The organism is Streptomyces beijiangensis (assembly GCF_017315755.1).
Taxonomy (GTDB): Bacteria; Actinomycetota; Actinomycetes; order Streptomycetales; family Streptomycetaceae; genus Streptomyces; species Streptomyces beijiangensis.
The window spans coordinates 1-23346 of sequence record NZ_JAFLRJ010000244.1 but is presented as its reverse complement, the minus strand read 5'-3'; the positions used below and the strand labels follow the sequence as shown (position 1 = coordinate 23346).

Below are 23346 nucleotides of genomic sequence, written 5' to 3'. Positions count from 1 at the left end.
CCGCCTGCCATCTGACGGCAGAGCAGAAGCAGACCTTCTTCACCGAGCAGATCAAGCCGCGGCTGCGCTGACCAGGAGTCGAGAAAACACCATGACGGAAAATGTGGCGCTGACCAAGGTCCCGGCCCCCCGCGACGAAGACGGAGGGGACCGGTCACCCCTGCTGGAGGTCTCCGGCCTCACCAAGTACTTCCCGGTCAACGGCGGCTTCATCTTCAAACGGCACATCGACGACGTACGCGCCGTGGACGGCGTGGACTTCTCCATCGGCGAGGGCGAGAGCCTGGGCCTGGTGGGCGAGTCGGGCTGCGGGAAGTCCACCACGGGACGCCTGATCACCCGCCTCGCCGAACCCACCGCGGGGAAGATCATCTACGAGGGCATGGACATCGCCCACGCCTCCCGCAAACAGCTGGCCCCGATCAGGTCCGAGATCCAGATGATCTTCCAGGACCCGTTCGCCTCGCTCAACCCGCGCCAGACCGTCGGCGACATCATCTCCAACCCCATGGAGGTCAACGGCATCACCCCGCCCGGCGGCCGGGAGAAGCGCGTACGCGAACTGCTGGAGACGGTCGGGCTCAACCCCGAGCACTACAACCGCTTCCCGCACGAGTTCTCCGGCGGTCAGCGCCAGCGCATCGGCGTGGCAAGGGCGCTGGCCCTCAAGCCCAAGCTGATCGTCGCCGACGAGCCCGTCTCGGCCCTGGACGTCTCCATCCAGGCCCAGGTGGTCAACCTGCTCCAGCAGCTCCAGGAGGACATGGGCATCGCATTCCTCTTCATCGCCCACGACCTGGCGATCGTCCGCCACTTCTCCCAGCGGGTCGCGGTCATGTACCTGGGCCGGATCATGGAGATCGGCGACCGGGAATCCATCTACCAGCGCCCCCGCCACCCGTACACCCACGCGCTGCTCTCCGCCGTGCCCGACGCCGATGTCGAGGACGAGGGCGAGGAGGGCTCCGGCCGCGAGCGCATCCGGCTGGCCGGAGACGTGCCTTCGCCGGTCATGCCTCCGTCGGGCTGCCGGTTCCGTACGCGCTGCTGGAAGGCGCAGGACAAGTGCGCCACGGACACACCACCGCTGGTACGCATCGATGGCAGCGCCCAGGGGCACCTGACGGCCTGTCATTTCCCCGAGGAACCGACGATCGAGGGCCGGGTGGAGGATGTGATTCTCGACCCCGCGCTGGCCGCGATCGAGGAGGCTACGGACACCCATTGACCCGAGTCCGGTAGACCTCCGATCGGAGGGGCCCGTGTCCGTACACCCCAGATCACCACGGACACGGGCCTCTGCACGCCTAGTCGGACGGCGGCACCACGACCCGCTCCTCCGCGAAGTGGCAGGCCGAGTCGTGATGGGCCGGGCCGCTCTCCAGCCGGAACACGGCGGGCACCGCCAGCTCGGGCACCTCCAGCGCACACCGCTCCTGCGCCTTCCAGCAGCGGGTGCGGAAGCGGCAGCCCGACGGCGGGTTGGCCGGCGAGGGCACATCGCCGGCGAGGATGATCCGGTCGCGTTTCGTCCGCGCCTCGGGGTCGGGCACCGGGACCGCCGACAGGAGCGCCTGGGTGTAGGGGTGTGTCGCGTGGTCGTAGATCTGGATGTCGGTACCGATCTCCGCCATCCGTCCGAGGTACATCACGCCGACGCGGTCGGAGATGTGCCGCACGATCGAGAGGTCGTGCGCGATGAAGACGTAACTCAGGTTGAACTCGCTCTGCAGCCGGTCCAGCAGGTTCACCACCTGCGCCTGCACCGACACGTCAAGTGCCGAGACCGGTTCGTCGGCCACGATGATCTCCGGCTGCAGCGCGAGCCCGCGCGCGATGCCGATGCGCTGGCGCTGCCCGCCGCTGAACTGGTGCGGATAGCGGTTGATGTACTCCGGGTTGAGCCCGACCACGTCCAGCAGGTCCTGGACCTTCTTGCGCCGGTCGCCCTTGGGCGCCACCTCGGGGTGGATCTCGTACGGCTCCCCGATGATGTCGCCGACCGTCATCCGCGGGTTCAGCGAGGTGTACGGGTCCTGGAACACCATCTGGATATTGCGTCGTACCGCCTTGAGAGCACGCCCGGACATCGTGGTGATGTCCTCGCCCTTGTACTTGATCTGCCCCGCGGTGGGCCGCTCCAGATTGACCAGCATCCTGGCGACCGTGGACTTCCCGCAGCCCGACTCCCCGACGATGCCGAGGGTCTCGCCGGCCCTGAGGTCGAAGGAGATCCCGTCGACCGCCTTGACCGCGCCGACCTGCTTCTTGATGAGGATGCCCTGGGTGAGCGGATAGTGCTTGACGAGGTCACGGACCTCCAGGATGGGCTCCTGCCCGGCGAACGCCGTCTCGGCGCGGGACTTGGTGAGCAGCTCACGTGCCACCTCGCCCTCCGCCGCGGCCTCCGTGCGCCCCGTGTGGTCAGCGTGCATCGAGCGTCTCCTTCCAGAAGTGGCAGGCGCTCTGGCGCGTCTCGGACACCTGGGCCAGCGGGGGCACGTCGGTGCGGCAGACGTCCTGTGCCATCGGGCAGCGGGGGTTGAAGGCACAGCCCGGCGGAATGCGCAGCAGGTTCGGCGGCAGACCCTTGATCGCGTACAGCTCCTGGCCCTTCTGGTCCAGGCGCGGGATCGACTGGAGCAGACCCTTGGTGTACGGGTGGGCCGGGGCCTTGTAGATCTCGTGGACGGGCGAGGTCTCGACGATCCGGCCCGCGTACATCACCGCGATCTTGTCGGCGACGTCCGCGACGACACCGAGGTCGTGGGTGATCAGGATGAGCCCCATGTTGAGCTCGCGCTGGAGCTCGGCGAGGAGGTCCATCACCTGGGCCTGGACGGTGACGTCGAGGGCGGTGGTCGGTTCGTCGGCGATGATCAGCGAGGGCTCCAGGGCCAGCGCCATGGCGATCATGATGCGCTGGCGCATACCGCCGGAGAACTGGTGCGGATACTGCCCGACGCGCTCCTTGGCGGCCGGGATCCGTACCCGGTCCATCAGCTCGACGGCCTTGGCCTTGGCGTCCTTGCGGGACATCCCCCGGTGGACGGTGAACAGTTCACCGATCTGCTCGCCCACACTCAGTACGGGATTGAGGGAGGACAGCGCGTCCTGGAAGATCATGGCCATCTCCTGGCCCCGGATCTTCCGCCGCTCCTCGCCCTTGAGCTTCAGCAGATCCTGGTCCTTGAAGAGGATCTCGCCACTGCTGATCTTGCCGGGCGGCATGTCGAGAATGCCCATGACCGCCTGCGCGGTGACCGACTTGCCGGACCCCGACTCGCCGAGGACGGCGAGCGTCTCGCCCTCGGCCACCGAGTAGTTGACCCCGTTGACCGCCTTGGCCACACCGTCGCGGGTGTGGAACTCCACGTGCAGATCGCGCACTTCGAGCAACATCGCTACGGGCTCCTCAGCGCAGTTTGGGGTCGAGGGCGTCGCGCACCGCGTCGCCGAGCATGATGAACGCGAGCACCGTGAGCGCCAGGGCGCCGGCCGGATAGAGCACCATGTGCGGCGCGTTGCGCATGTAGTTGGAGGCCGCGGAGATGTCGATGCCCCACGAGACGGCCGGCTCCTTGAGCCCGACGCCGAGGTAGGAGAGCGTCGCCTCCAGCGAGATGTACGTACCGAGCGCGATGGTCGCCACGACGATCACGGGGGCGACGGCGTTCGGGGCGACATGGCGCAGCATCATGCGCGAGTTGCTGGCGCCGAGCGCCCGCGCCGCCTGCACGAAGTCGTTCTGCTTGACCGTGATCACCGAACCGCGGGCGATACGGGCGATCTGCGGCCAGCCCAGCAGGATCATGAAGCCGATCACCGGCCAGACCGTGGAGCCGGTGACGACGGAGAGGAAGACCAGGCCGCCGAGGACTACGGGGATGCCGAAGAAGATGTCGCTGATCCGGGAGAGGATCGAGTCCCACCAGCCGCCGAAGAACCCCGCGAGCGCGCCCAGGAAGCTGCCGACGATGGCCACTCCGAGGGTCGCGCAGACGCCCACGGTCACGGAGGTGCGGGTGCCGTAGACGACCCGGGTGTAGACGTCCCTGCCCTGCGGGTCGTAGCCGAAGGGATGGCCCGGCGACGAGCCCTGCTGGGCCTTGGAGAGGTCGGCCTTGAGCGGGTTGCCGCTCGTGATGAGCGAGGGCCAGAGCGAGATGATCAACAGGAAGAGAATGATCAGACCGGAGATGATGAACACCGGGTTGCGCCGCAGGTCGCGCAGGGCGTCCGACCAGAGGCTGCGGGCCTTCTCCGAGGGGTCCTTGGGAAGGCCGCCCGGCCCCCCGTCCAGGCTGCTGCCCTCGCTGATCGCGAGGTCCATCGCGCCACCGGCTCCGGTGCCGGCGATGGCAGGGTCGTACGGCTGCGGCTCAGGCATATCGGATCCTCGGGTCCAGTACGGCGTACAGAAGGTCGACGATGAGGTTCGCCAAGAGGAAGACCAGCACCAGGATGGTCACGAAGCCGACGACCGTCTGGGTGCTCTGGCGGAGGATGCCCTGGTAGAGCTGGAAGCCGACGCCGTGGATGTTGAAGATGCGTTCGGTGACGATCGCGCCGCCCATCAGGGCGCCGATGTCCGTACCGATGAAGGTGACCACCGGGATGAGCGAGTTGCGCAGCAGGTGGCGGGTGATGATGCGGAACCTGGGCAGCCCCTTGGCGACGGCGGTGCGTACATAGTCGGCGCGGGCGTTCTCCGCGATGGACGTCCTGGTCAGCCGGGTGACGTACGCGAGAGAGACCGAGGCGAGCACGAGCCCCGGGATGATCAGTTCGTTGAAGGGGGCCTCCGAGGAGACCGACGGACTGATGATCTTCCACTGGACGCCGAGCACCAGCTGGAGCATCAGACCGGTGACGAAGGTCGGGATCGCGATGACCACCAGGGTCAGGATGAGCACCAGGGTGTCGATCGGCCGGCCGCGCCGCAGCCCCGTGACCACGCCCAGGCTGATACCGATGACGACCTCGAAGACGATCGCGACGATCGTCAGGCGAATGGTGACCGGGAAGGCGCTGGCCATCAGCTCGGTGACCTTCTGGCCGTTGAAGGCGGTGCCGAAGTCACCGGTGAAGACATTGCCCATATAGGTCAGGTATTGCTGCCACACCGGCTTGTCGAGGCCGTACTCCTTGCTGAGCTGGGCGGCCGTCGCGGGATCGCAGGCCTTGTCGCCGCAGAGGCCCGCGATGGGGTCGCCCATCACGTTCACCATCAGGAAGATCAGCAGCGTGGCGCCGAAGAAGACGGGGATCATCTGCAGCAGACGCCGGATCACATAACGTCCCATGAAGGGCTCCGGGGGTCGTGGTCGTGGGAAGGGGTGCGGCCCGGCGCGGGGTGCGCGCCGGGCCGTCAGCCTTCTGGCGTCAGTTGACCTTGATCTCGTTGTAGACCGGGACGCTGAACGGGTTCAGCGTGACGTTCGAGACCTTGGTCGAGTAGCCGGCGCTGCCGTTCTGGTACCAGAGCGGAATGGCGCCCATCTGGTCCCGCAGCACACCCTCGGCCTGCTGGAAGAGGGAGACGGCCTTGGCCTTGTCCGTCTCCGCGTTGGCCTGGTCGACGAGCTTGTCGAACTCGGCGTTGGACCACTTGCCGTCGTTGGACGAGGCGTTGGTGTAGTACAGCGGCTGCAGGAAGTTCTGGATCAGCGGGTAGTCCATCTGCCACCCGGCCCGGAACGGACCCGTCATCTTGTTCTGGCCGATCTTGTTGCGGAAGTCGGCGAAGGTGCCGGTCGGGTCGCCGACACATGCCTTGTCGTTGCCCAGGGCGTTGTTGATGCTGTTGCAGACCGCGTCGACCCACTCCTTGTGGGAACCGGTGTCCGCGTTGTACCCGATCTTCAGCTGGCCGCCGGGGATGCCACCGCCCTCGGTGATCAGCTTCTTCGCCTCGGCCGCGTTGTAGGTGCAGCCGTCGCCGCAGAGGCCTTCCTTGAACCCGCCGTCGGCGCCGAGGACCGGGGAGGTCCAGTCGGTGGCCGGGGTGCGGGTCTTCTGGAAGATCGTGTCCGTGATCTGCTCACGGTTGATCGCCATCGAGAGGCCCTTGCGGACCTTGACCGCGCCCGCCGTGTTCCAGTCGCTGTCGTAGAACGGGAAGGCGAGGGTCTGGATGATGCCTGCGGGGGTGTTGAGGTACCGGTCGCCCAGGTCGCTCTTGACGTTCTTGAGCTGGGAGGCGGGCACATCGTCCACGAGGTCGAGGTTGCCGGCGATGAGGTCGGTGTAGGCGGTGTTGTTGTCGGTGTAGACCTTGAGGTCCACACCGCCGTTCTGCGCCTTGTCGTCGCCCGGGTAGTCGGCCCACTTCCGGAGGCTCATCTTCGAGCCCTTGGTGTACGAGTCGATGGTGTACGGCCCGTTCCCGATCGGCTTCGCCAGCCAGGCCGCGTGGTCGTCGAAGAAGGCCTTGGGCAGCGGGGCGTAGGCCGCGTAGCCCAGGGTGTCGGGGAAGGTCGAGAACTTCTGGTTGAGCTTGACCGTGAACGTCAGGTCGCCGGTGACCTTGAGCCCGGACAGGGAAGGCTCGCTGGCCGTGCCGGACACCGGGTGGACCTTGTCGTAGCCGTCGATGTACTCGAAGAAGTACGCGTTCTTCTGGCTGTTCTTCAGCAGGGCGCCGTAGTTCCAGGCGTCCACGAACGACTTGGCGGTGACCTTCTCGCCGTTGGAGAAGGTCCAGCCGGGCTTGACGGTGATGGTGAAGTTCGTCGAGTCCGTGGTCTCGATCTTCTCGGCGAGCATGTCCTTCGCCTCGCCGGTCTTCGGGTCGTACCGCTTCAGCCCGCGGAAGACCATGTCGAGGACCTTGCCGCCCTGGACCTCGTTGGTGTTCGCCGGTTCCAGCGGGTTCTGCGGATCGCCCCACGAGGAGCTGACCACCCCGTCGCTGCCACCGCTGCCGCTGTCTCCCCCGCCACCGCAGGCCGTCGCCGCAAGGGCAACGACGACCGCGCATGCGGTCCACTTGGCGTGCGTGGCTCCGCGCATGGAGTGCCTCCTCAGATCCCAAGTCTCACTTAGGGGCAAATATGTCCCCAGAACAGACTTGATGCACCTTTATCGACCCCATTTGGCTCATGAGCACGCAGAACGGCCCGCCACCGGAGGGCTTCTCCGGTGGCGGGCCGCGGTACTGCGGGGGCGTCAGGCCTTGTCGCCCCCGGCCGGCTCGTCCTCCAGCGCGACGAGTGCGGGGTCCAGGATGATGTCCTGGGTGCGCTCCGTGGTGGGGTCCTCCGGGAAGTGGCAGGCCGTCAGGTGGCCCGGCAGGTTCCCGGAGATCTGCACCAGCGGCGGCTCCTCCGTGGCGCACTTGTCCTGTGCCTTCCAGCAGCGGGTGCGGAAGCGGCAGCCGGACGGCGGCGAGATCGGGGAGGGCACATCGCCTTCGAGGCGGATGCGCTCCTTCTTCACCACGTCGATGTCGGCCTCGGGGACCGCCGACATCAGGGCGTGCGTGTACGGGTGGCGGGGCCGCAGGTAGAGCGAGTCCCGGTCCGCGATCTCGACGATCTTGCCGAGGTACATCACCGCGACACGCTGCGAGAAGTGCCGCACGATCGCGAGGTCGTGGGCGATGAAGACGAAGGCGATCCCCATCTCCTTCTGCACCTTCTGCAGAAGGTTGACGACCTGCGCCTGGATCGACACGTCGAGCGCGGATACCGGCTCGTCGGCGATGATCAGCTTCGGCTCCAGCGCGATGGCGCGGGCCACCCCGATGCGCTGCCGCTGGCCGCCCGAGAACTCGTGCGGGAAGCGGTTGTAGTGCTCCGGGTTGAGTCCGACGATCTCCAGCAGCTCCCGCACGCGCGCCTCACGGCCGCCGGACGGGTTGATGCCGTTGATCTCCATCGGGCTCGCGATGATCGAGCCGACGGTCTGCCGTGGGTTCAGCGACGCGTACGGGTCCTGGAAGATCATCTGGATCTCGGACCTGATCGGCGCCAGCTGCTTGCGGCCCGCGTGGCTGATGTCCTGCCCGCGGTAGGTGACCGAACCGGCGGTCGGCTCGAGCAGCCGGGTCAGCAGCCGGCCGGTGGTCGACTTGCCGCAGCCCGACTCGCCGACGAGGCCGAGGCTCTCGCCCGCGTTGACGTCGAAGGTGACCCCGTCGACCGCCTGGACGGCGCCGACCGTCCTGCGGATCGGGAAGCCGCCCTTGATCGGGAAGTGCTTCGCCAGGTTCTTGACCTGGAGCAGCGGGGTGGCCGTCTCCGCGTCCCGCTGCTGCGGTACGGAGGCTGCCTTGGTCGTGGTGTTGTTGTCGCTCATGATCGGGCCCCAGTCGGCAGTAGGTCAGACCAGCCGGGGCTGGATCGTCTCGATGAACACCTGCTGCTTCTGTTCAGCCGTCAGGTGGCAGGCGGCCGCGCGCCCGGTGGGAAGCTCCGGACGGAGGGTGCTGCACTTGCCGTCGCCCGCGACCAGCGAGGGGAACTCGCAGCGCGGGTGGAAGGCACAGCCCGACGGCGGGTTCAGCAGCGACGGCGGGGAGCCGGGGATCGGGCGCAGCGGCTCGTTCACGTCGGCCGAGAGCCGGGGCATGGACCCGAGCAGACCCCAGGTGTAGGGATGCTGGCCGGCCTTGAGCACCTCGCGTACGGAACCGCGCTCGACGGCCCGGCCCGCGTACATCACGAGCAGGTCGTCGGCCATGTTCGCCACGACACCCAGGTCGTGGGTGATCATGATGATCGCGGAGCCGAACTCCTGCTGGAGGTCCTTGAGCAGGTCGAGGATCTGCGCCTGGACGGTGACGTCCAGGGCGGTGGTCGGCTCGTCCGCGATCAGCAGCTCGGGGTTGCAGACCAGCGACATCGCGATCATCGCGCGCTGGCGCATACCGCCGGAGAACTGGTGCGGGTAGTCGTCCACCCGGTTCTTCGGGTCGGGGATGCCGACCTTGCCGAGCATCTCGATGGCCCGCGCGCGGGACTCGCCCTTGGAGGCGCCGGTGTGCTTGCGGAAGGGTTCCGAGATCTGGCGACCCACTGTGTAGTACGGCGAAAGAGCGGTCAGCGAGTCCTGGAAGATCATCGCCATCTTGTTGCCGCGGAGCTGCTCGAGATCCCGCTCGGAGGCGCCGTTCAGCTCCTGGCCGTCCAGCATCATCGAGCCCTCGACCGAGGTCGCCTTGCGGTTGTGCAGGCCCAGGATGGAGAGGTTGGTGACCGACTTGCCGGAGCCGGACTCGCCGACGATGCCGAGGGTCTTGCCCCGCTCCAGGTCGAAGGAGAGCCCGTCGACGGCCTTGACGATGCCGTCCTCGGTGGAGAACTGCACCCGCAGGTCGCGTACCGAGAGGAATGCGTCGGATCCGGTAGGAGCCTTGGCGTCCTCGGTCTGGGTGAGTGTGGTCACGGTATTGCTCCTAGGCCAGCCGCACGCGCGGGTCGATGACGGCGTACAGCGCGTCCACGAGGACGTTCATGATGAGGATGAAGGCGGCACTGATGAGCATGACGCCCATGAGCGTCGGAAGGTCCTTGTCGACCACCGAGTCGCGCGCCAGTCGGCCGATTCCGTTGAGGCTGAAGACGAGTTCGGTGACCATGCCTCCGCCGAGCAGTGCGGCGATGTCCATGCCGACGAGGGTCGCGATCGGGATGAGCGAACCGCGCCACGCGTACCGCATGAAGACGTACCTCGCACCCATGCCCTTCGCACGGGCCGCCCGCACATGCTCCTCCTGGAGCTGTTCGATCATCGAAGAGCGGGCGATACGGGTGTAGTTGGCCGTGAAGATGGTCGCCATGACGAGCCAGGGGATCAGCAGGCCCATGAACCACTTGGCCAGGTCTTCCGTGAACGGCACGTACTTGGGCTTGGAGAGCCAGCCTGTGCTGTAGACGAAGATGCCGAGCACGACCGGGCCCAGGAAGTAGATCTGGAACGAGCTCATGACGAGCGAGACGCCGCTGAAGACCTTGTCGAGCCAGGTGCCGCGCTTGGCGGCGGCGATGAGGCCGGCGCTGAGGCCGCCGGTGAGGAAGACGATGAGGCCGCCGGCGGTGAGCGAGAGGGTCAGCGGGAAACGGTCCTTGATCGTGTCCCAGACCATCTGCTGGTTGTTGAAGGAGACTCCGAAGCAGGGGGCCGAGCAGTGGCCGACGTCGAAGTTGCGTCCGGCGAAGATGCCGTACATGTAGTTCCAGTACTGCACCAGAACTGGCTTGTCGAGTCCAAGGTTCTTGTGGATGATCGCCAGCGCGTCCGGGCTGCAGTTCTTGCCGCACGCGAGCATCGCCGGGTCCTGTGGGATGGCGAAGAACATGAAGAACGTGAAGGCGCTGATCAGCACGAGGATGAGGATCGCGCCGGAGCTCCGGCGAAGGAGGAATCTAAGCATGGCAGAACGCTGCTCTCAGAACGGCGGTGAGGCGATGGGAGGGGTCGGGAACCGGTGCCGGGGGGTACGCGAGCCGCCGCGCGCGTACCCCCCGGTACTGGCAATCCGGAACTACTTCTTGAGGAAGATCTGCGTGACGTCGGTGTAGCTGGTCACGGTCGAGTAGCGCAGGCCACCGACGTTGGAGCCGGCGATCTGGAACACCTTGGTGTAGTAGATCGGCGCGGCCGGGTTGATCTTCTCGGTGATGTACTGGCTGAGCTTCGCCCACTCCTTGGCAGCCGCGGCAGCGTCCGTGATCTTCTGGATCCGCAGGATCTCGGAGTTCACGTGAGCGTCGTTGGTGTGCGAGTAGTTGGACGAACCGTCCTGGATCTGCGTCCCGTCGAACGACGGCGGGATGACGGTGTTGCCCGACGGCCAGTCCTGGCCCCAGCCGGTCATGTAGAGGTCAAGACCGTTCTTGACCTTGCCCATCTGCTCGTACCAGGTCGCGGAGTCGATCTCCTTCTTCTGGATGTCGAGACCGATCTTGTTCAGCGCGTCCGCGATCAGGACGGCCTGCTGCTGACGGACCGGGGTGTTGGCGTAGGCGTACACGAGCTTCATGCCCTTGGCGCCGGCCTCGTCGATCAGCTTCTTCGCCGCGGCGATGTCACCGTTCGGCTTCTTGCCCCGGTTGAACGGGTCGATACTGGCGTCGAAGCCCGGAGTCGTCGGCGACAGCAGGCTGCTGGCCGGCTCACCGCCGTAGGCGCCGCCGTCGGCCTTGTAGACCGCGGTGGACGGCATCGCCAGGGCGATGGCGTCACGGACGCGCTTGTCCTTGACGCGGTCCATGTTGAAGTTGAGCTGCCACACGTACGGGGCGTAGCCCTGGACCGTGCGCTTCATGGCCGCCGGGTCCTGAACGACGTCCTTGAGCTCGTTGGTGGCCACCTGACCGGTGAACATGATGGCGTTCTTCGCCTCGCCGCGGTCCGCGAGGATGGTCTTGGTCTGGTCGTCCTTGTCGTGGTTGTACTCGATGTTGAAACCATCGACATACGCGTGACGCGTCGCGTCCGTCTTCTCGTCCCAGTTGGTGTTGCGGACGATCTTCAGGCTCTTGCCCGACTTGTACTCGGCGATCTTGTACGGGCCGATGGCGACAGGCTTGGTGTCGTACTTCGCCTGGGTGTCCGTCTTCTCCGGGACGATGGAGTAACCGGCCATGGCGAGCGCCTGGGGCAGGTCGGGCTGCGCGTCCTTGAAGTGGAAGACGACCGTCTTGTCGTCCGGGGTCGCGAGGACCGAGTCCGGCAGGTGCTTGTTGCCCTTGAAGGGGCCGGCGTAGGCCTTGCGGTAGGCAGTACCGCCGCCCGACAGCCACTGCTGGATGTAGACCGGGCCGTCCGTGATGAACGGCGCGTACAGGCGCTCGATGCTGTGACGGATGTCGGCCGAGTTGATCTCGTGGCCGGTCTCGTCCTTGACGCCGCTCTTCAGCGTGTACGTCCAGGTCTTGCCGCCGTCGGACATCTTGCCGGAGTCGGTGGCAACGTCACCGACGACCGTCTGGTTGCCCTTCGCGTCCTCCTTGTACGTGGTGAGCCCACGGAAGAGGAGCTTGGAGAGCAGGCCGCCGTCGGAGACGTAGATCTGACCCGGGTCCAGGTGCGAGAAGTCGTCCTCCTGGTACACCGTGGCCGTGCCGCCGGAGCGGGCACCGGCGACCGCGGCAGCCGGTCCGGTGGACGCTGCGGCGTCCCCGAAGACGACAGCCTTGGCCTGCGACGCGGCGTCCTGCTTCGTCTTGGTCTTTTCCTTGGCGTTGCTGTTCGAGTTGCTGCTGCAACCGGTCAGCGCGAGAGCGCCGGCGGTAGCGGCGACGACCGCGACCTGCGCCGTGCGCGAACGAATGATGCTCATGGAGTGGAATCCACCTGCCTGTGAGTAGTGATCCTTGTTTGCTGCCTGGCGCATCCGGTCAAGGCCGGCGCCCGGGTGGCAGCTACCCCCCTCGAAAGGAAGATCAGCGGCCCGTCTTGGGGTCGAAGGCATCCCGGACGGAGTCACCGAGGAGGTTGAACGCCACGAAGAAAATGACCATGGCGGCACCCGGGAAGAGCATGTAAATCGGGTCCTGCTCGTAGATCCCTGAGCCGATGGAGAACATCCGGCCCCAGTCGGGGGTGGGTTCGACGTAACCGACACCCACGTACGAGAGGAAGGCCACGTTGAGGATGGTGCTGGGGAGGAGGTACGTGCCCTGGACCAGGATCGGGGTGACCAGGTTGGGCAGGAGCTCCTTGCGGATGATCCGCCACGGGGACGCGCCGGCGACCTTGGCCGCCTCGACGAACTCCCGGTCGCGCAGAGTGAGGGTGACGGCCCGCAGCAGACGGGAGAGACCCATCCAGCCGAGGAACCACATCACGCCGATGATCGCGAGCGTACGGATGTACGTCGGGGTCTCACGGTCCGGAGCGACGAAGACCGTGGTGATGACGGGCATCGCGGCCACGAAGAAGAGCTGGCTCGGCAGCGCGAGGAGGAAGTCCGTGAAACGGCCCAGCCAGTAGTCGACCCGGCCGCCGAAGTAGCCGCCGACGATACCAATGACCACACCCATGGCGACCATGAGGACGGTCGCGATGAGCGCGGTGTAGAGCGACGTGCGCATCCCGTACAGCAGCTGCGTGAACACGTCACGGCCGAGGTTGGGCTCGATGCCGAACCAGAACTCCGACGAGATACCGCCGTTGCCGCCCGACGGCATGTTGAACATGTCCAGCAGATCGGGATTGTCCTGCCCGTACAGGGTGTACGGGTTCTTGCCGTACACCTTCGCGATCAGCGGGGCCAGCGCGGCCACCACGAAGAACACGATCACGATCACGGCGGACACGACCCCGGTGCGGTCGCGCTTGAAGCGACGCCACATCAGCTGGCCCGGGGAGCGGCCTTCGTGCTTCTTCGGCTCCGGCTTGTCCGTCGCCCCGGGAGCACTCTCCACGGCAGAGGAGGCCTCGACGCTCTCGATCTCGAGTGGACTCGTCATGATTCGTCCGTTTCACAGGTGTTGGTGGTCGGCGGCGGATGGCGAGTCGACCCCCAGAGGGGCGGAAATGCCGAGCCGTCGACCGTCGCGCGGCGCGTACGCCCGCTCCGCGAACCGGAGGCGTACAGAGAGGCCTGGGCGTGCGGAGAGGCAGCCCACGGCCGAAATTGCGCGGTTGAGCTACGACAGGGGCGAACTCACCCCGGGAAAGCGCGAGTCGGGCTACCGACCGGCGGTCAGAGAAGTCTGTGGTGCGGGCCGGGCGTGCGGGCCGTGGCGCGGGACGGTTCTACTCGTCCGGCTGTCACCGGGAACGCGACATCCCACTTGGCGCTTGTGGCACCGCACATGGGTTCCTCCTCATGAGTCCACTTGTCTGCAAGAGGGGCACTGAAGTTCGCCGACACCCCTGACGGCGAAGAAACTCAAGTGCCCCGAGTGTGCTCGTGAGTCGACACTCCCCAAAAGTGGATGACCCATTGACCCGAGCTCAATGAGGCAACTATTAAGTACGACCGGGCTGTAAACCACACTTAAAGGGTCTCGGTTTGACAACATCAGTCACACGCGTAGACCCGATATCCGGACAAAGTAATCCGAGACAGACACGCACGAAACGGACTGTTAACACAGCTTTCGGAGAGCGACGGTCGATAACCGGACAGTTGGCCCACGAAAAGCGGTTGACGAAAGGCCCGGACCCCGCCACCGATCGGTGGCGGGGTCCGGGCCTTCAGCGCGGCGTGAGACGTCAGCGCTTGGCGCGCGAGGCCGTGCGGCCGCGCTCCTTCTGGTCCAGGACGACCTTACGGATACGGACGGTCTCCGGGGTCACCTCGATGCACTCGTCGTCGCGGCAGAACTCCAGGGACTGCTCCAGGGAGAGCTTGCGCGCCGGGACCACGTTCTCCGTGTTGTCGGCGGCGGCCGCACGCATGTTGGTGAGCTTCTTCTCCTTGGTGATGTTCACGTCCATGTCGTCGGCACGCGAGTTCTCACCGACGATCATGCCCTCGTAGACCTCGGTGCCGGCCTCCAGGAAGATGACACCGCGCTCCTGCAGGTTGACCATCGCGAACGGGGTCACCGAACCCGAACGGTCCGCCACCAGCGAGCCGTTGTGGCGCGTGCGCAGCTCGCCGAACCACGGCTCGTGACCCTCGAAGATCGAGTGCGCGATGCCGGTGCCACGGGTCTGCGTGAGGAACTCCGTACGGAAGCCGATGAGGCCACGTGCCGGGACGATCCACTCCATGCGGATCCAGCCCGAGCCGTGGTTCGTCATGGTCTCCATACGGCCCTTACGGGTCGCCATGAGCTGCGTGATGGCGCCCAGGTGCTCCTCAGGGGAGTCGACCGTCATGCGCTCGATGGGCTCGTACGTCTTCCCGTCGACCTGCTTGGTGACGACGACGGGCTTGCCCACGGTCAGCTCGAAGCCCTCGCGGCGCATCTGCTCGACCAGGATGGCCAGCGCGAGCTCACCGCGGCCCTGGACCTCCCAGGCGTCCGGGCGCTCGGTGTCCAGGACGCGGAGCGAGACGTTACCGACGAGCTCGCGGTCCAGACGGTCCTTCACCTGGCGGGCGGTGACCTTGTGGCCCTTGCCGCCCTTGCCGACCAGCGGCGAGGTGTTGGTGCCGATGGTCATCGAGATGGCGGGCTCGTCGACCGTGATCAGCGGCAGCGCGATCGGGTTCGCCGGGTCGGCCAGGGTCTCGCCGATCATGATGTCCGGGAATCCGGCGACCGCGCAGATGTCACCGGGACCGGCCTTGTCGGCCGGCCTGCGGGTGAGCGCCTCGGTCATCATCAGCTCGGTGATGCGCACGTTGGACATCGTGCCGTCGCGCTTGATCCACGCGACGGTGTCGCCCTTGTGCAGCTCGCCCTGCTCGACGCGGCACAGCGCGATACGGCCGAGGAAGTTGTCCGCGTCGAGGTTGGTGACGTGGGCCTGGAGCGGGGCGCCCTCGTCGTACTCGGGAGCGGGGACGTGCGAGAGGATCGTGTTGAAGAACGGCTCCAGGTTCTCGCTGTCCGCCGGGACCGTGCCGTCGGCCGGCTTGGTCAGCGAGGCGACGCCGTCACGCGCGCAGGCGTAGACGATCGGGAACTCGATCTGCTCCTCGTCCGCGTCCAGGTCCAGGAACAGGTCGTACGTCTCGTTGACGACCTCGTCGATCCGGGAGTCCGGGCGGTCCGTCTTGTTGATGCAGAGGATGACGGGCATCCGGGCCTGCAGCGCCTTGCGGAGCACGAAGCGGGTCTGCGGAAGAGGGCCCTCGGAGGCGTCGACGAGGAGGACGACCGCGTCCACCATCGAGAGACCGCGCTCGACCTCGCCACCGAAGTCGGCGTGGCCGGGGGTGTCGATGATGTTGATGTTGATGACGTCTCCGCCATCCTTGGGGTGGTACTTGACCGACGTGTTCTTGGCCAGGATCGTGATGCCCTTCTCACGCTCCAGGTCGTTCGAGTCCATCATGCGGTCGTCGAGGTGCTCGGCTGCGTGCGCGGCGAAAGCACCGGCCTGCTTGAGCATGGCGTCGACCAGGGTGGTCTTGCCGTGGTCGACGTGGGCGACGATGGCTACGTTACGGATGTCGTGGCGCGTGGGCATACTGGCTAGCGCTTCTCTCGATCGTGGGATGCGGCGTTGCCTCGTATTCCTGAGAACGCCCGCCGGGCGGACGCGCCACGGCTAGGTCCCATGGTACGGGGCACTGGCGCCGGGGGCTTCCCGGGCGATCGTTACCGGCCGTATCGAGCGCGCTGGAGCCGGTCCGGAGCGGGTCTGGGGCCGATCCGGGGTGGAGATTCCCTCGGGTCAAGAGGTGGGGACGACCTTGCCCGCCGGGGTGGCCGGCGGGCAAGGGTTTTGAGTCCGATCTGAGCTTCGGAGCGGCCGAACCAGGACTTTGTGCCCTAGGACTTCGCCGCGCCCTTCGTGAAGCCGATGTCCTGGTAGCGGGGGGTCTGGAAGCCGAAGGCCCCCGCGTTGGCGACCGACTGCCTGGCGGCCACCAGCTGCGGGCGCTGGTAGAGAGGGATCGATCCTGCAGCAGCCCAGATCCGGGCGTCCGCCTGCTCCACCAGGTCGCGGGACGCCCCCTCGTCGAGCTCGCCGACCGCCTGGTCGAAGAGCTGGTCGATGTGGTCGGTGCCGACCCGGGTGTAGTTCTGCTCGACCGTGAGCGAGCCGTCGGCGGCGGGCTCGGGCTTGGCGTAGATCGGGCGGGCGTCGGTGGCCGGGTAGGCGGTCGCGGGCCACGAGTAGAGCGCCAGGTCGTAGTCGCCGGAGGCGATGTGGTCCTTGAAGTAGCTGTCGTCGGCGACCTTGGTGACCTCGGTACGGATCCCGACGGCGTCCAGCATCTGGGCGATCCGGTCACCGGTGGCGCGCAGCGACTCGGAACCGGGGCCCGAGGGGAGCACGAAGCGCAGGGTCAGCGGCTTGCCGTTCCTGGTCAGTACGGTCGAAGGGACCCCGCCGGCCGGGGCCCGGGTGCCGGTCGGTGCGTACGCCCCCGCGACCCCGCGGCCCTGGCCGTCGGTGTGCGTGCCGTCGTCCTTGCCGTCGTCCTTGCTGCCGTCCTGCTTGCTCTCCTTCTGCGGCGAGCTGCCTGCCTTGGCGCCCTCCGGCTTGGCCGTGGCGACCGCGCCGCCCTCCTTCCAGCCCGCGTCCGCCAGCAGGGCCTGGGCCTCGTGGGTGTCCTGGTCGCCGAGGGCGTCGCTGTTGTCGGCGTACGCCTCCTGGCCCGCCAGGGCGAGGTGGCTGCCGGGTGCCTCGGCTGGCAGACCCAGCGGCTTCAGGACGTCGGCGGCGAGCTCCTTGCGGTTCAGGGCGCGGGCTACGGCCCGGCGCACCCGCTCGTCGCTGAGCGGTCCCGCGCTGCCGTTCAGCGCGAGCTGGGTGTAGGCGGGCTCCAGGGACTTGCGGACCGCGTACCCGCGGAGGTTCGTCTGCTCGGTGTCGTACACCTTGATCGCCGCCTGCGTCCGCTTGCGGGACGTGCGTGCGGCGTCGGCCTTCTCCTCGCCCTCGGAGCCGTGGGCGAGCGCCCAGGAGCGCAGGGCGCTCGCGGGGGTGATGGCGGCGGCGGGCCCGCCGGTCACGCCCGCGTTCTTGTCCTCGACGGCGCGGGTGATCCGGTCGGCTGCGGCGGTGTCCACGTCGGCGAGGTCGAGGCTGCCCGCGGCGAGGGCCGCGGTCCGCTTCTCGCGCGGGACCGCAGTCAGCACGAGTGCGTCGAGCTTGGCGGGCGTGCCCCACCAGCGCGGGTTACGGACCAGGGTGGTGGTGCCGGCGGACCGGTCGACCTCCTTGATCCGGAACGGGCCCGCGGTCGACTTCAGTGCCGTGCGGGCGGCGTCGTTGAAGGCGGCCGGGGAGCCCATGACCTCCTTCGGGTACAGCGGCGAGAAGAGGGAGCGCCAGTCCGCGTACGGCTTGTTGAAGGTCACCTTGACCTCGAGGTTGTCGGCGCCCCGCTCGATCTTCTCGATCCGGTCGTAGCCCGCGTTGCGCGCGGTCCAGTACGAGGAGTCCTTGCCGCTGAGCGCATGCCACTGGGCGACGAAGTCGGGGGCGCCGATCTCGCGGCCGTCGCTCCAGACCGCCTTCTGGTTGAGGCGGTAGAGGACGACCTGCTTGGGCTCGCGGGCGACGGTCTTGGCCGACTCCAGGTAGTCCGGGTTGGCCTGCGGGCGGCCGTTCGCGTCGAGGGTGAAGAGGCTGGGGAGCACGGCGCCGGTGATGCGCGTGGTGGTGGCGTCCGCGTCGGCCTGGAACGCGTTGAGCGTCTCGGGCATCGCGTCGACGGCCCAGCGCAGGGTGCCGCCGTCGGCCAGCTGGGCGCGGCCGGCGGGGGCGACGTCCTGCGGGGCGGCCGGGACGGAGTCGGCGTCGTTGCTCGCACCGCAGCCGGCCAGTGCGAGTACACCGGTGGTGAGGAGCGTTAGAGGGAGGGTGCACTTCGCTCTGGACATGGCTGGAACCTCCGAGGGGCGGGTACCGAAATAGACCGGATTCTGCTCTTTTGGTGGCATTTGCAGCTGATCACACGTATTGCCTATTCACTGAAGAGGACCAGCGGGAGAAATGGCGGGAGGCGGGGCGTGGGGACGCGCGGACCCCACCCATGCGGCCCAGCGCGGCGCGCCCGGCGGGAACCGGCCCACCCCGGCGGGCGTCATGTCCATGTAAGAAACCGTCACGGTGCGGAGGGGCGCATGACAGGCCGGCAGGGCTACGGAGTGCGGCGCGACCTACAGCGCCCACGCACCGTGATGACCCCTGCCACGGCCCGCCGCCTGACCGCCCCGCTGACCTCCACGGCCCTGGCCGTGCTCCTCGCCGGCTGCGGTTCCGGTACGCCGAAGGACGCCGCCCCCGCCTCGTACCCCACCGGCCGGACCAGCGTCGCTGTGGCCGCGGGAGACGACTTCTCCCTGACCGTCGCCTACAACGCCTCGCTCGGCGAGGCCTGGTACGTGGTGGACCCCGGGCCGGACCGCGCCGTACTCCGCGCCCGGGGCACCGACTACGTCTCCGACACGGGAGGGACGCCCGTGCCGGGAGCTGGCGGGACGCGCCACTACCGTTTCCACGCGGTCGCCGCCGGAGCCACCAAGGTCGTCCTGCGCCACTGCCCCGTCAACGCCTGCAAGGGCAGCACGCCGGCGGCCCCGCCCCCCGGCACCGCCCCGGGCAGCATCCGGCCCTCCCGCCTCATCACGTACACCATCACCGTCAGCTGACCGGCAACCCCGGACGTCGAGGACAGCTGCGCGCGCCGGCTGGAGGCCGTCGCCGCCGTCATGGCGCTGCGACTGGCGGCCGGCGCGGCAACCACCCGCATTTCCCAGGGGTTCCCATGAGGCTCCGAGGGGGCGTGCGTCGTTCCGCGCTACCGGAATCCGTGCACGTCCCTTCACAAGTGGGGATGTGACGCGCGACACTCTCCGACGCGCGACCGTTGCCATCCGCACCGCGGAAGTGAGGCAAGTCATGTCCCTGCAGGACGATTTGACGGCAGTCCAGCACTGTCTCGACGATCTGGCGCGTTCGGTCGGGCGGCTCGAGCAGCAGGTCGGCGGCGGCCTGGAGATCCGTCGCGTACGCACCGACGCGGCCCATCTCCGCGAGTCCCTGGCGCTGCTGCGCGACTCCGTGCCGCGGGACCGGGCCCGGGACGGGGTCGAGCTCATCACCATCAGCGACACCCCCTACGACACGGCGCTGTGGACGGACTCGGACGACGAGGGTCTCGGCGCGCGCGACCGGCACGCACCCTGACGTCTCTGGAGTCCTCGTTGGCCACAGGTACGGAACCCCAACCGCTCACCGGCGTGCACGACCCGTCGCGCGCCGCGATCGCCCCCCGCCATCTGCGCACGGACCGCTGGTGGCTCTCGCCCGCCGTCACCGCGGCCGGGCTGCTCGCCTTCATCGTCTACTCGACCTGGCGGGCCTTCGCCAACAGCGACTACTACGCGGCGCCCTACGTCTCGCCGTTCTACTCACCCTGTCTGGCGGACAACTGCGTCCCCATGCGGCACGGCCCCAACTGGGACCTGTTCGGCAGCTGGTGGGGCCTCTCCCCCGCGCTGCTGATCCTGGTCTTCCCGCTGGGCTTCCGGCTGACCTGCTACTACTACCGCAAGGCCTACTACCGGGGCTTCTGGGCCTCTCCCCCGGCCTGCGCGGTCGCCGAGCCGCACAAGACGTACAGCGGCGAGACCCGGTTCCCGCTGATCCTGCAGAACCTGCACCGGTACTTCTTCTACGCGGCGCTGCTCGTCGCGGGGATCCTCACGTACGACACCGTGCTCTCCTTCCGCGACGAGCACTACCGGTGGGGGCACATGGGTCTCGGAAGCCTGGTGTTCCTGGTGAACATCGCGCTGATCTGGGCGTACACCGTCTCCTGCCACTCCTGCCGGCACATCATCGGCGGGCGGCTGCGGCACTTCTCCAAACACCCGGTGCGATACCGGCTGTGGGGCTGGGTGGGCAAGCTGAACGGCCGTCATATGCAGCTCGCCTGGGCTTCGTTGATCAGTGTGGGACTCGCAGACTTCTACGTGTATCTCGTCGCTTCCGGCGTTTTCGACGATCCGCGCTTCTTTTAAAGATGGGGCCTTCTCGATGACTCAGCTCGACCGGCAGGAGTGGGACGTCGTCGTGGTCGGCGCGGGCGGCGCAGGGCTGCGGGCGGCGATCGAGGCGCGGGAGCAGGGCGCCCGTACCGCCGTCATCTGCAAATCGCTCTTCGGCAAGGCGCACACCGTCATGGCCGAGGGCGGGATCGCCGCGTCCATGGGCAATGTGAACTCCCGTGACAGCTGGCAGGTGCACTTCAGAGACACCCTGCGCGGCGGAAAGTTCCTCAACCAGTGGCGCATGGCGGAGCTGCACGCGCAGGAAGCGCCCGACCGGGTCTGGGAGCTGGAGACCTGGGGCGCGCTCTTCGACCGTACGGCGGACGGGCGGATCTCCCAGCGCAACTTCGGGGGGCACGAGTACCCACGGCTCGCCCATGTCGGCGACCGCACCGGTCTCGAACTGATCCGGACCCTCCAGCAGAAGATCGTGGCGCTCCAGCAGGAGGACAAGAAGGAGTTCGGGGACTACGAGGCACGCCTGAAGATCTTTCAGGAGTGCACGGTCACCCGGGTGTTGAAGGACGACGGCGGCCGCGTCTCCGGGACCTTCTGCTACGAGCGCGAGTCGGGGCGGTTCTTCGTCCTGGAGGCGCCGAGTGTGGTGCTGGCGACCGGCGGCATCGGAAAATCCTTCAAGGTGACGTCCAACTCGTGGGAGTACACGGGGGACGGACATGCGCTGGCGCTCCTCGCGGGCGCCCCGCTGCTCAACATGGAGTTCGTGCAGTTCCACCCGACGGGGATGGTCTGGCCGCCCTCGGTGAAGGGGATCCTCGTCACGGAGTCCGTGCGGGGCGACGGGGGCGTGCTGCGCAACTCCGAGGGCAAGCGCTTCATGTTCGAGTACATCCCCGATGTCTTCAAGGAGAAGTACGCGGAGTCCGAGGAGGAGGGCGACCGCTGGTACGACGACCCGGACAACAACCGGCGCCCCCCTGAGCTGCTGCCCAGGGACGAGGTCGCGCGGGCGATCAACTCCGAGGTGAAGGAGGGCCGCGGATCGCCGCACGGCGGAGTCTTCCTGGACGTCTCCACACGGATGCCGGCCGAGCGGATCCGGCGCCGACTGCCGTCCATGTACCACCAGTTCAAGGAACTGGCGGACGTGGACATCACGGCGGAGGCCATGGAGGTCGGGCCCACCTGCCACTACGTGATGGGGGGCATCGCCGTCGACTCCGACACCGCGGCGGCGATCGCCGTACCGGGTCTCTACGCCGCCGGGGAGGTCGCGGGCGGGATGCACGGCTCGAACCGTCTTGGCGGGAACTCGCTCTCCGACCTGCTGGTGTTCGGGCGCCGGGCGGGACTGCACGCGGCGACGTACGCGGCCGCGCTGACCGGGGACGGCCTGCGGCCGCCGGTGGACGAGGCGCAGATCGACGCGGCGGCGGCAGAGGCGCTGCGGCCCTTCAGCGCGGAGGAGCCCGAGGCGGGCGCGTCGTCCGAGGGGGTCGTCGCGGAGAACCCGTACACCCTTCACCAGGAACTCCAGCAGACGATGAACGACCTCGTCGGCATCATCCGGCGCGAGGCCGAGATGCGGCAGGCGCTGGAGAAACTCGCCGAACTGCGCGTACGGGCCCGGCGGGCGGGCGTGGAGGGGCACCGGCAGTTCAACCCCGGCTGGCACCTGGCGCTCGACCTGCGGAACATGCTGCTGGTCAGCGAGTGCGTCGCGCGGGCCGCGCTGGAGCGGACCGAGAGCCGGGGCGGCCACACCCGCGAGGACTTCCCCGCGATGGACCGCGACTGGCGTCCGGTCAATCTGCTCTGCCAGCTGGCCGACCCGGCCGGGGATCTCGCGGTCATCGATCCGGTGCTCGCGCAGATCGAACTCGTACGGAAGACGACCGTGCCCATCCGTCCCGACCTCCTCGCTCTCTTCGAGAAGGAGGAGCTGGTCAAGTACCTCGCCGAAGAGGAGCTGTACGAGTGAGCACTTCAACTGCATCCAATAACTACGTAGCTGATTTCCGGGTGTGGCGGGGCGATGCGGACGGGGGCGATCTGCAGGACTTCAAAGTCGAGGTGAACGAAGGCGAGGTCGTCCTCGACATCATCCACCGGCTGCAGGCGACCCAGGCCTCCGATCTGGCGGTGCGCTGGAACTGCAAGGCGGGCAAGTGCGGTTCGTGCAGTGCGGAGGTCAACGGACGGCCGCGGCTGATGTGCATGACGCGGATGTCCACCTTCGAGCGGACCGACGTCATCACGGTCACGCCGCTGCGGGCCTTTCCGGTCGTACGGGACCTGGTGACGGACGTCGGGTTCAACTACACGAAGGCCCGGGAGATCCCCGCCTTCGTACCCCCCGAGGGGGTGGCGGCCGGTGAGTACCGGATGCAACAGGTGGATGTGGAGCGGTCGCAGGAGTTCCGCAAGTGCATCGAGTGCTTCCTGTGCCAGGACACCTGCCATGTGGTGCGCGACCACGAGGAGAACAAGGCCGCCTTCGCCGGGCCGCGCTTCCTGATGCGCATCGCCGAGCTGGACATGCATCCGCTGGACGCGGCGGGCGAGGCCGGACTCGACAGGAAGCGGACCGCGCAGGAGGAGCACGGGCTCGGGTACTGCAACATCACCAAGTGCTGCACGGAGGTCTGCCCCGAGAACATCAAGATCACCGACAATGCGCTGATCCCGCTGAAGGAACGGGCCGTGGACCGGAAGTACGACCCGCTGGTCTGGCTCGGGAACAAGATCGGGCGGCGGCGCACTCCGTAGGGGTGGGGGGCGCGGGCCGGTTGCGGGT

Annotated in this window: 18 protein-coding genes; 6 read left to right on the top strand and 12 right to left on the bottom strand. The window is 67.6% G+C overall.

Features of this window, described 5'->3' with window-relative positions:
• Positions 1-91 precede the first annotated feature (91 nt).
• Positions 92-1228, top strand: coding sequence for an ABC transporter ATP-binding protein (locus J0695_RS24500; protein WP_206965114.1), 1137 nt, complete (start codon positions 92-94; stop codon positions 1226-1228).
• 79 nt (positions 1229-1307) lie between these two features.
• Here the strand turns inward: J0695_RS24500 and J0695_RS24495 are convergent, their stop codons facing one another.
• The 12 genes from J0695_RS24495 to J0695_RS24440 form a co-directional block, all read right to left on the bottom strand.
• On the bottom strand, positions 1308-2435 hold the full coding sequence (locus tag J0695_RS24495) for an ABC transporter ATP-binding protein (protein ID WP_206965111.1): 1128 nt from the start codon (positions 2433-2435) through the stop codon (positions 1308-1310).
• Complete coding sequence (locus tag J0695_RS24490; RefSeq protein WP_206965110.1) at positions 2425-3402, bottom strand: ABC transporter ATP-binding protein; 978 nt, start codon at positions 3400-3402, stop codon at positions 2425-2427. Before J0695_RS24490 ends, J0695_RS24495 begins: the two co-directional genes overlap by 11 nt.
• Before the next feature lie 13 nt (positions 3403-3415).
• The gene (locus tag J0695_RS24485) at positions 3416-4390 is read right to left on the bottom strand and encodes an ABC transporter permease (protein ID WP_206965101.1); all 975 of its coding nucleotides are present in this window, start codon (positions 4388-4390) and stop codon (positions 3416-3418) included.
• Entirely contained in the window at positions 4383-5306 is a 924-nt protein-coding gene (locus J0695_RS24480; protein WP_206965092.1) for an ABC transporter permease, read from the bottom strand. The genes J0695_RS24485 and J0695_RS24480 overlap by 8 nt, the downstream gene beginning before the upstream one ends.
• Positions 5307-5385: 79 nt before the next feature.
• Positions 5386-7014: a peptide ABC transporter substrate-binding protein gene (locus J0695_RS24475; RefSeq protein WP_206965090.1), complete on the bottom strand. Its 1629-nt coding sequence runs from the start codon at positions 7012-7014 to the stop codon at positions 5386-5388.
• A gap of 156 nt (positions 7015-7170) precedes the next feature.
• Positions 7171-8301 carry an ABC transporter ATP-binding protein gene (locus tag J0695_RS24470; protein ID WP_206965080.1) on the bottom strand — a complete coding sequence of 377 codons (1131 nt, stop codon included), beginning with the start codon at positions 8299-8301 and terminating at the stop codon, positions 7171-7173.
• A gap of 24 nt (positions 8302-8325) precedes the next feature.
• The gene (locus J0695_RS24465; RefSeq protein ID WP_206965078.1) at positions 8326-9390 is read right to left on the bottom strand and encodes an ABC transporter ATP-binding protein; all 1065 of its coding nucleotides are present in this window, start codon (positions 9388-9390) and stop codon (positions 8326-8328) included.
• Between the two features lie 10 nt (positions 9391-9400).
• Positions 9401-10378 (bottom strand): ABC transporter permease, encoded by a 978-nt coding sequence (locus J0695_RS24460; RefSeq protein WP_206965076.1) that lies wholly within the window; start codon positions 10376-10378, stop codon positions 9401-9403.
• Between the two features lie 111 nt (positions 10379-10489).
• Positions 10490-12289: an ABC transporter substrate-binding protein gene (locus J0695_RS24455; protein ID WP_206965074.1), complete on the bottom strand. Its 1800-nt coding sequence runs from the start codon at positions 12287-12289 to the stop codon at positions 10490-10492.
• Positions 12290-12392: 103 nt separating this feature from the next.
• Entirely contained in the window at positions 12393-13421 is a 1029-nt protein-coding gene (locus tag J0695_RS24450; protein ID WP_206965070.1) for an ABC transporter permease, read from the bottom strand.
• Between the two features lie 751 nt (positions 13422-14172).
• Positions 14173-16044, bottom strand: coding sequence for a translational GTPase TypA (gene typA / locus J0695_RS24445; protein WP_206965068.1), 1872 nt, complete (start codon positions 16042-16044; stop codon positions 14173-14175).
• A gap of 305 nt (positions 16045-16349) precedes the next feature.
• Positions 16350-18413, bottom strand: a complete 2064-nt coding sequence (locus J0695_RS24440) for an ABC transporter family substrate-binding protein (protein WP_206965059.1) — start codon at positions 18411-18413, stop codon at positions 16350-16352.
• A 243-nt stretch (positions 18414-18656) separates the two neighbouring features.
• Between J0695_RS24440 and J0695_RS24435 the strand changes: the two genes are divergently transcribed.
• From J0695_RS24435 to J0695_RS24415, 5 genes are all read left to right on the top strand, one after another.
• A complete protein-coding gene (locus J0695_RS24435; protein WP_206965057.1) occupies positions 18657-19184 on the top strand; it encodes a protease inhibitor I42 family protein in 528 nt (175 codons plus the stop codon).
• Between the two features lie 250 nt (positions 19185-19434).
• Positions 19435-19722, top strand: coding sequence for an Rv0250c family protein (locus tag J0695_RS24430; protein WP_206965048.1), 288 nt, complete (start codon positions 19435-19437; stop codon positions 19720-19722).
• Positions 19723-19739: 17 nt separating this feature from the next.
• Positions 19740-20558: a succinate dehydrogenase subunit SdhC gene (sdhC, locus tag J0695_RS24425; RefSeq protein WP_206965046.1), complete on the top strand. Its 819-nt coding sequence runs from the start codon at positions 19740-19742 to the stop codon at positions 20556-20558.
• Between the two features lie 16 nt (positions 20559-20574).
• Positions 20575-22530 carry a fumarate reductase/succinate dehydrogenase flavoprotein subunit gene (locus J0695_RS24420; protein ID WP_206965044.1) on the top strand — a complete coding sequence of 652 codons (1956 nt, stop codon included), beginning with the start codon at positions 20575-20577 and terminating at the stop codon, positions 22528-22530.
• Positions 22527-23318 (top strand): succinate dehydrogenase/fumarate reductase iron-sulfur subunit, encoded by a 792-nt coding sequence (locus tag J0695_RS24415; RefSeq protein WP_206965042.1) that lies wholly within the window; start codon positions 22527-22529, stop codon positions 23316-23318. The genes J0695_RS24420 and J0695_RS24415 overlap by 4 nt, the downstream gene beginning before the upstream one ends.
• Positions 23319-23346 lie beyond the last annotated feature (28 nt).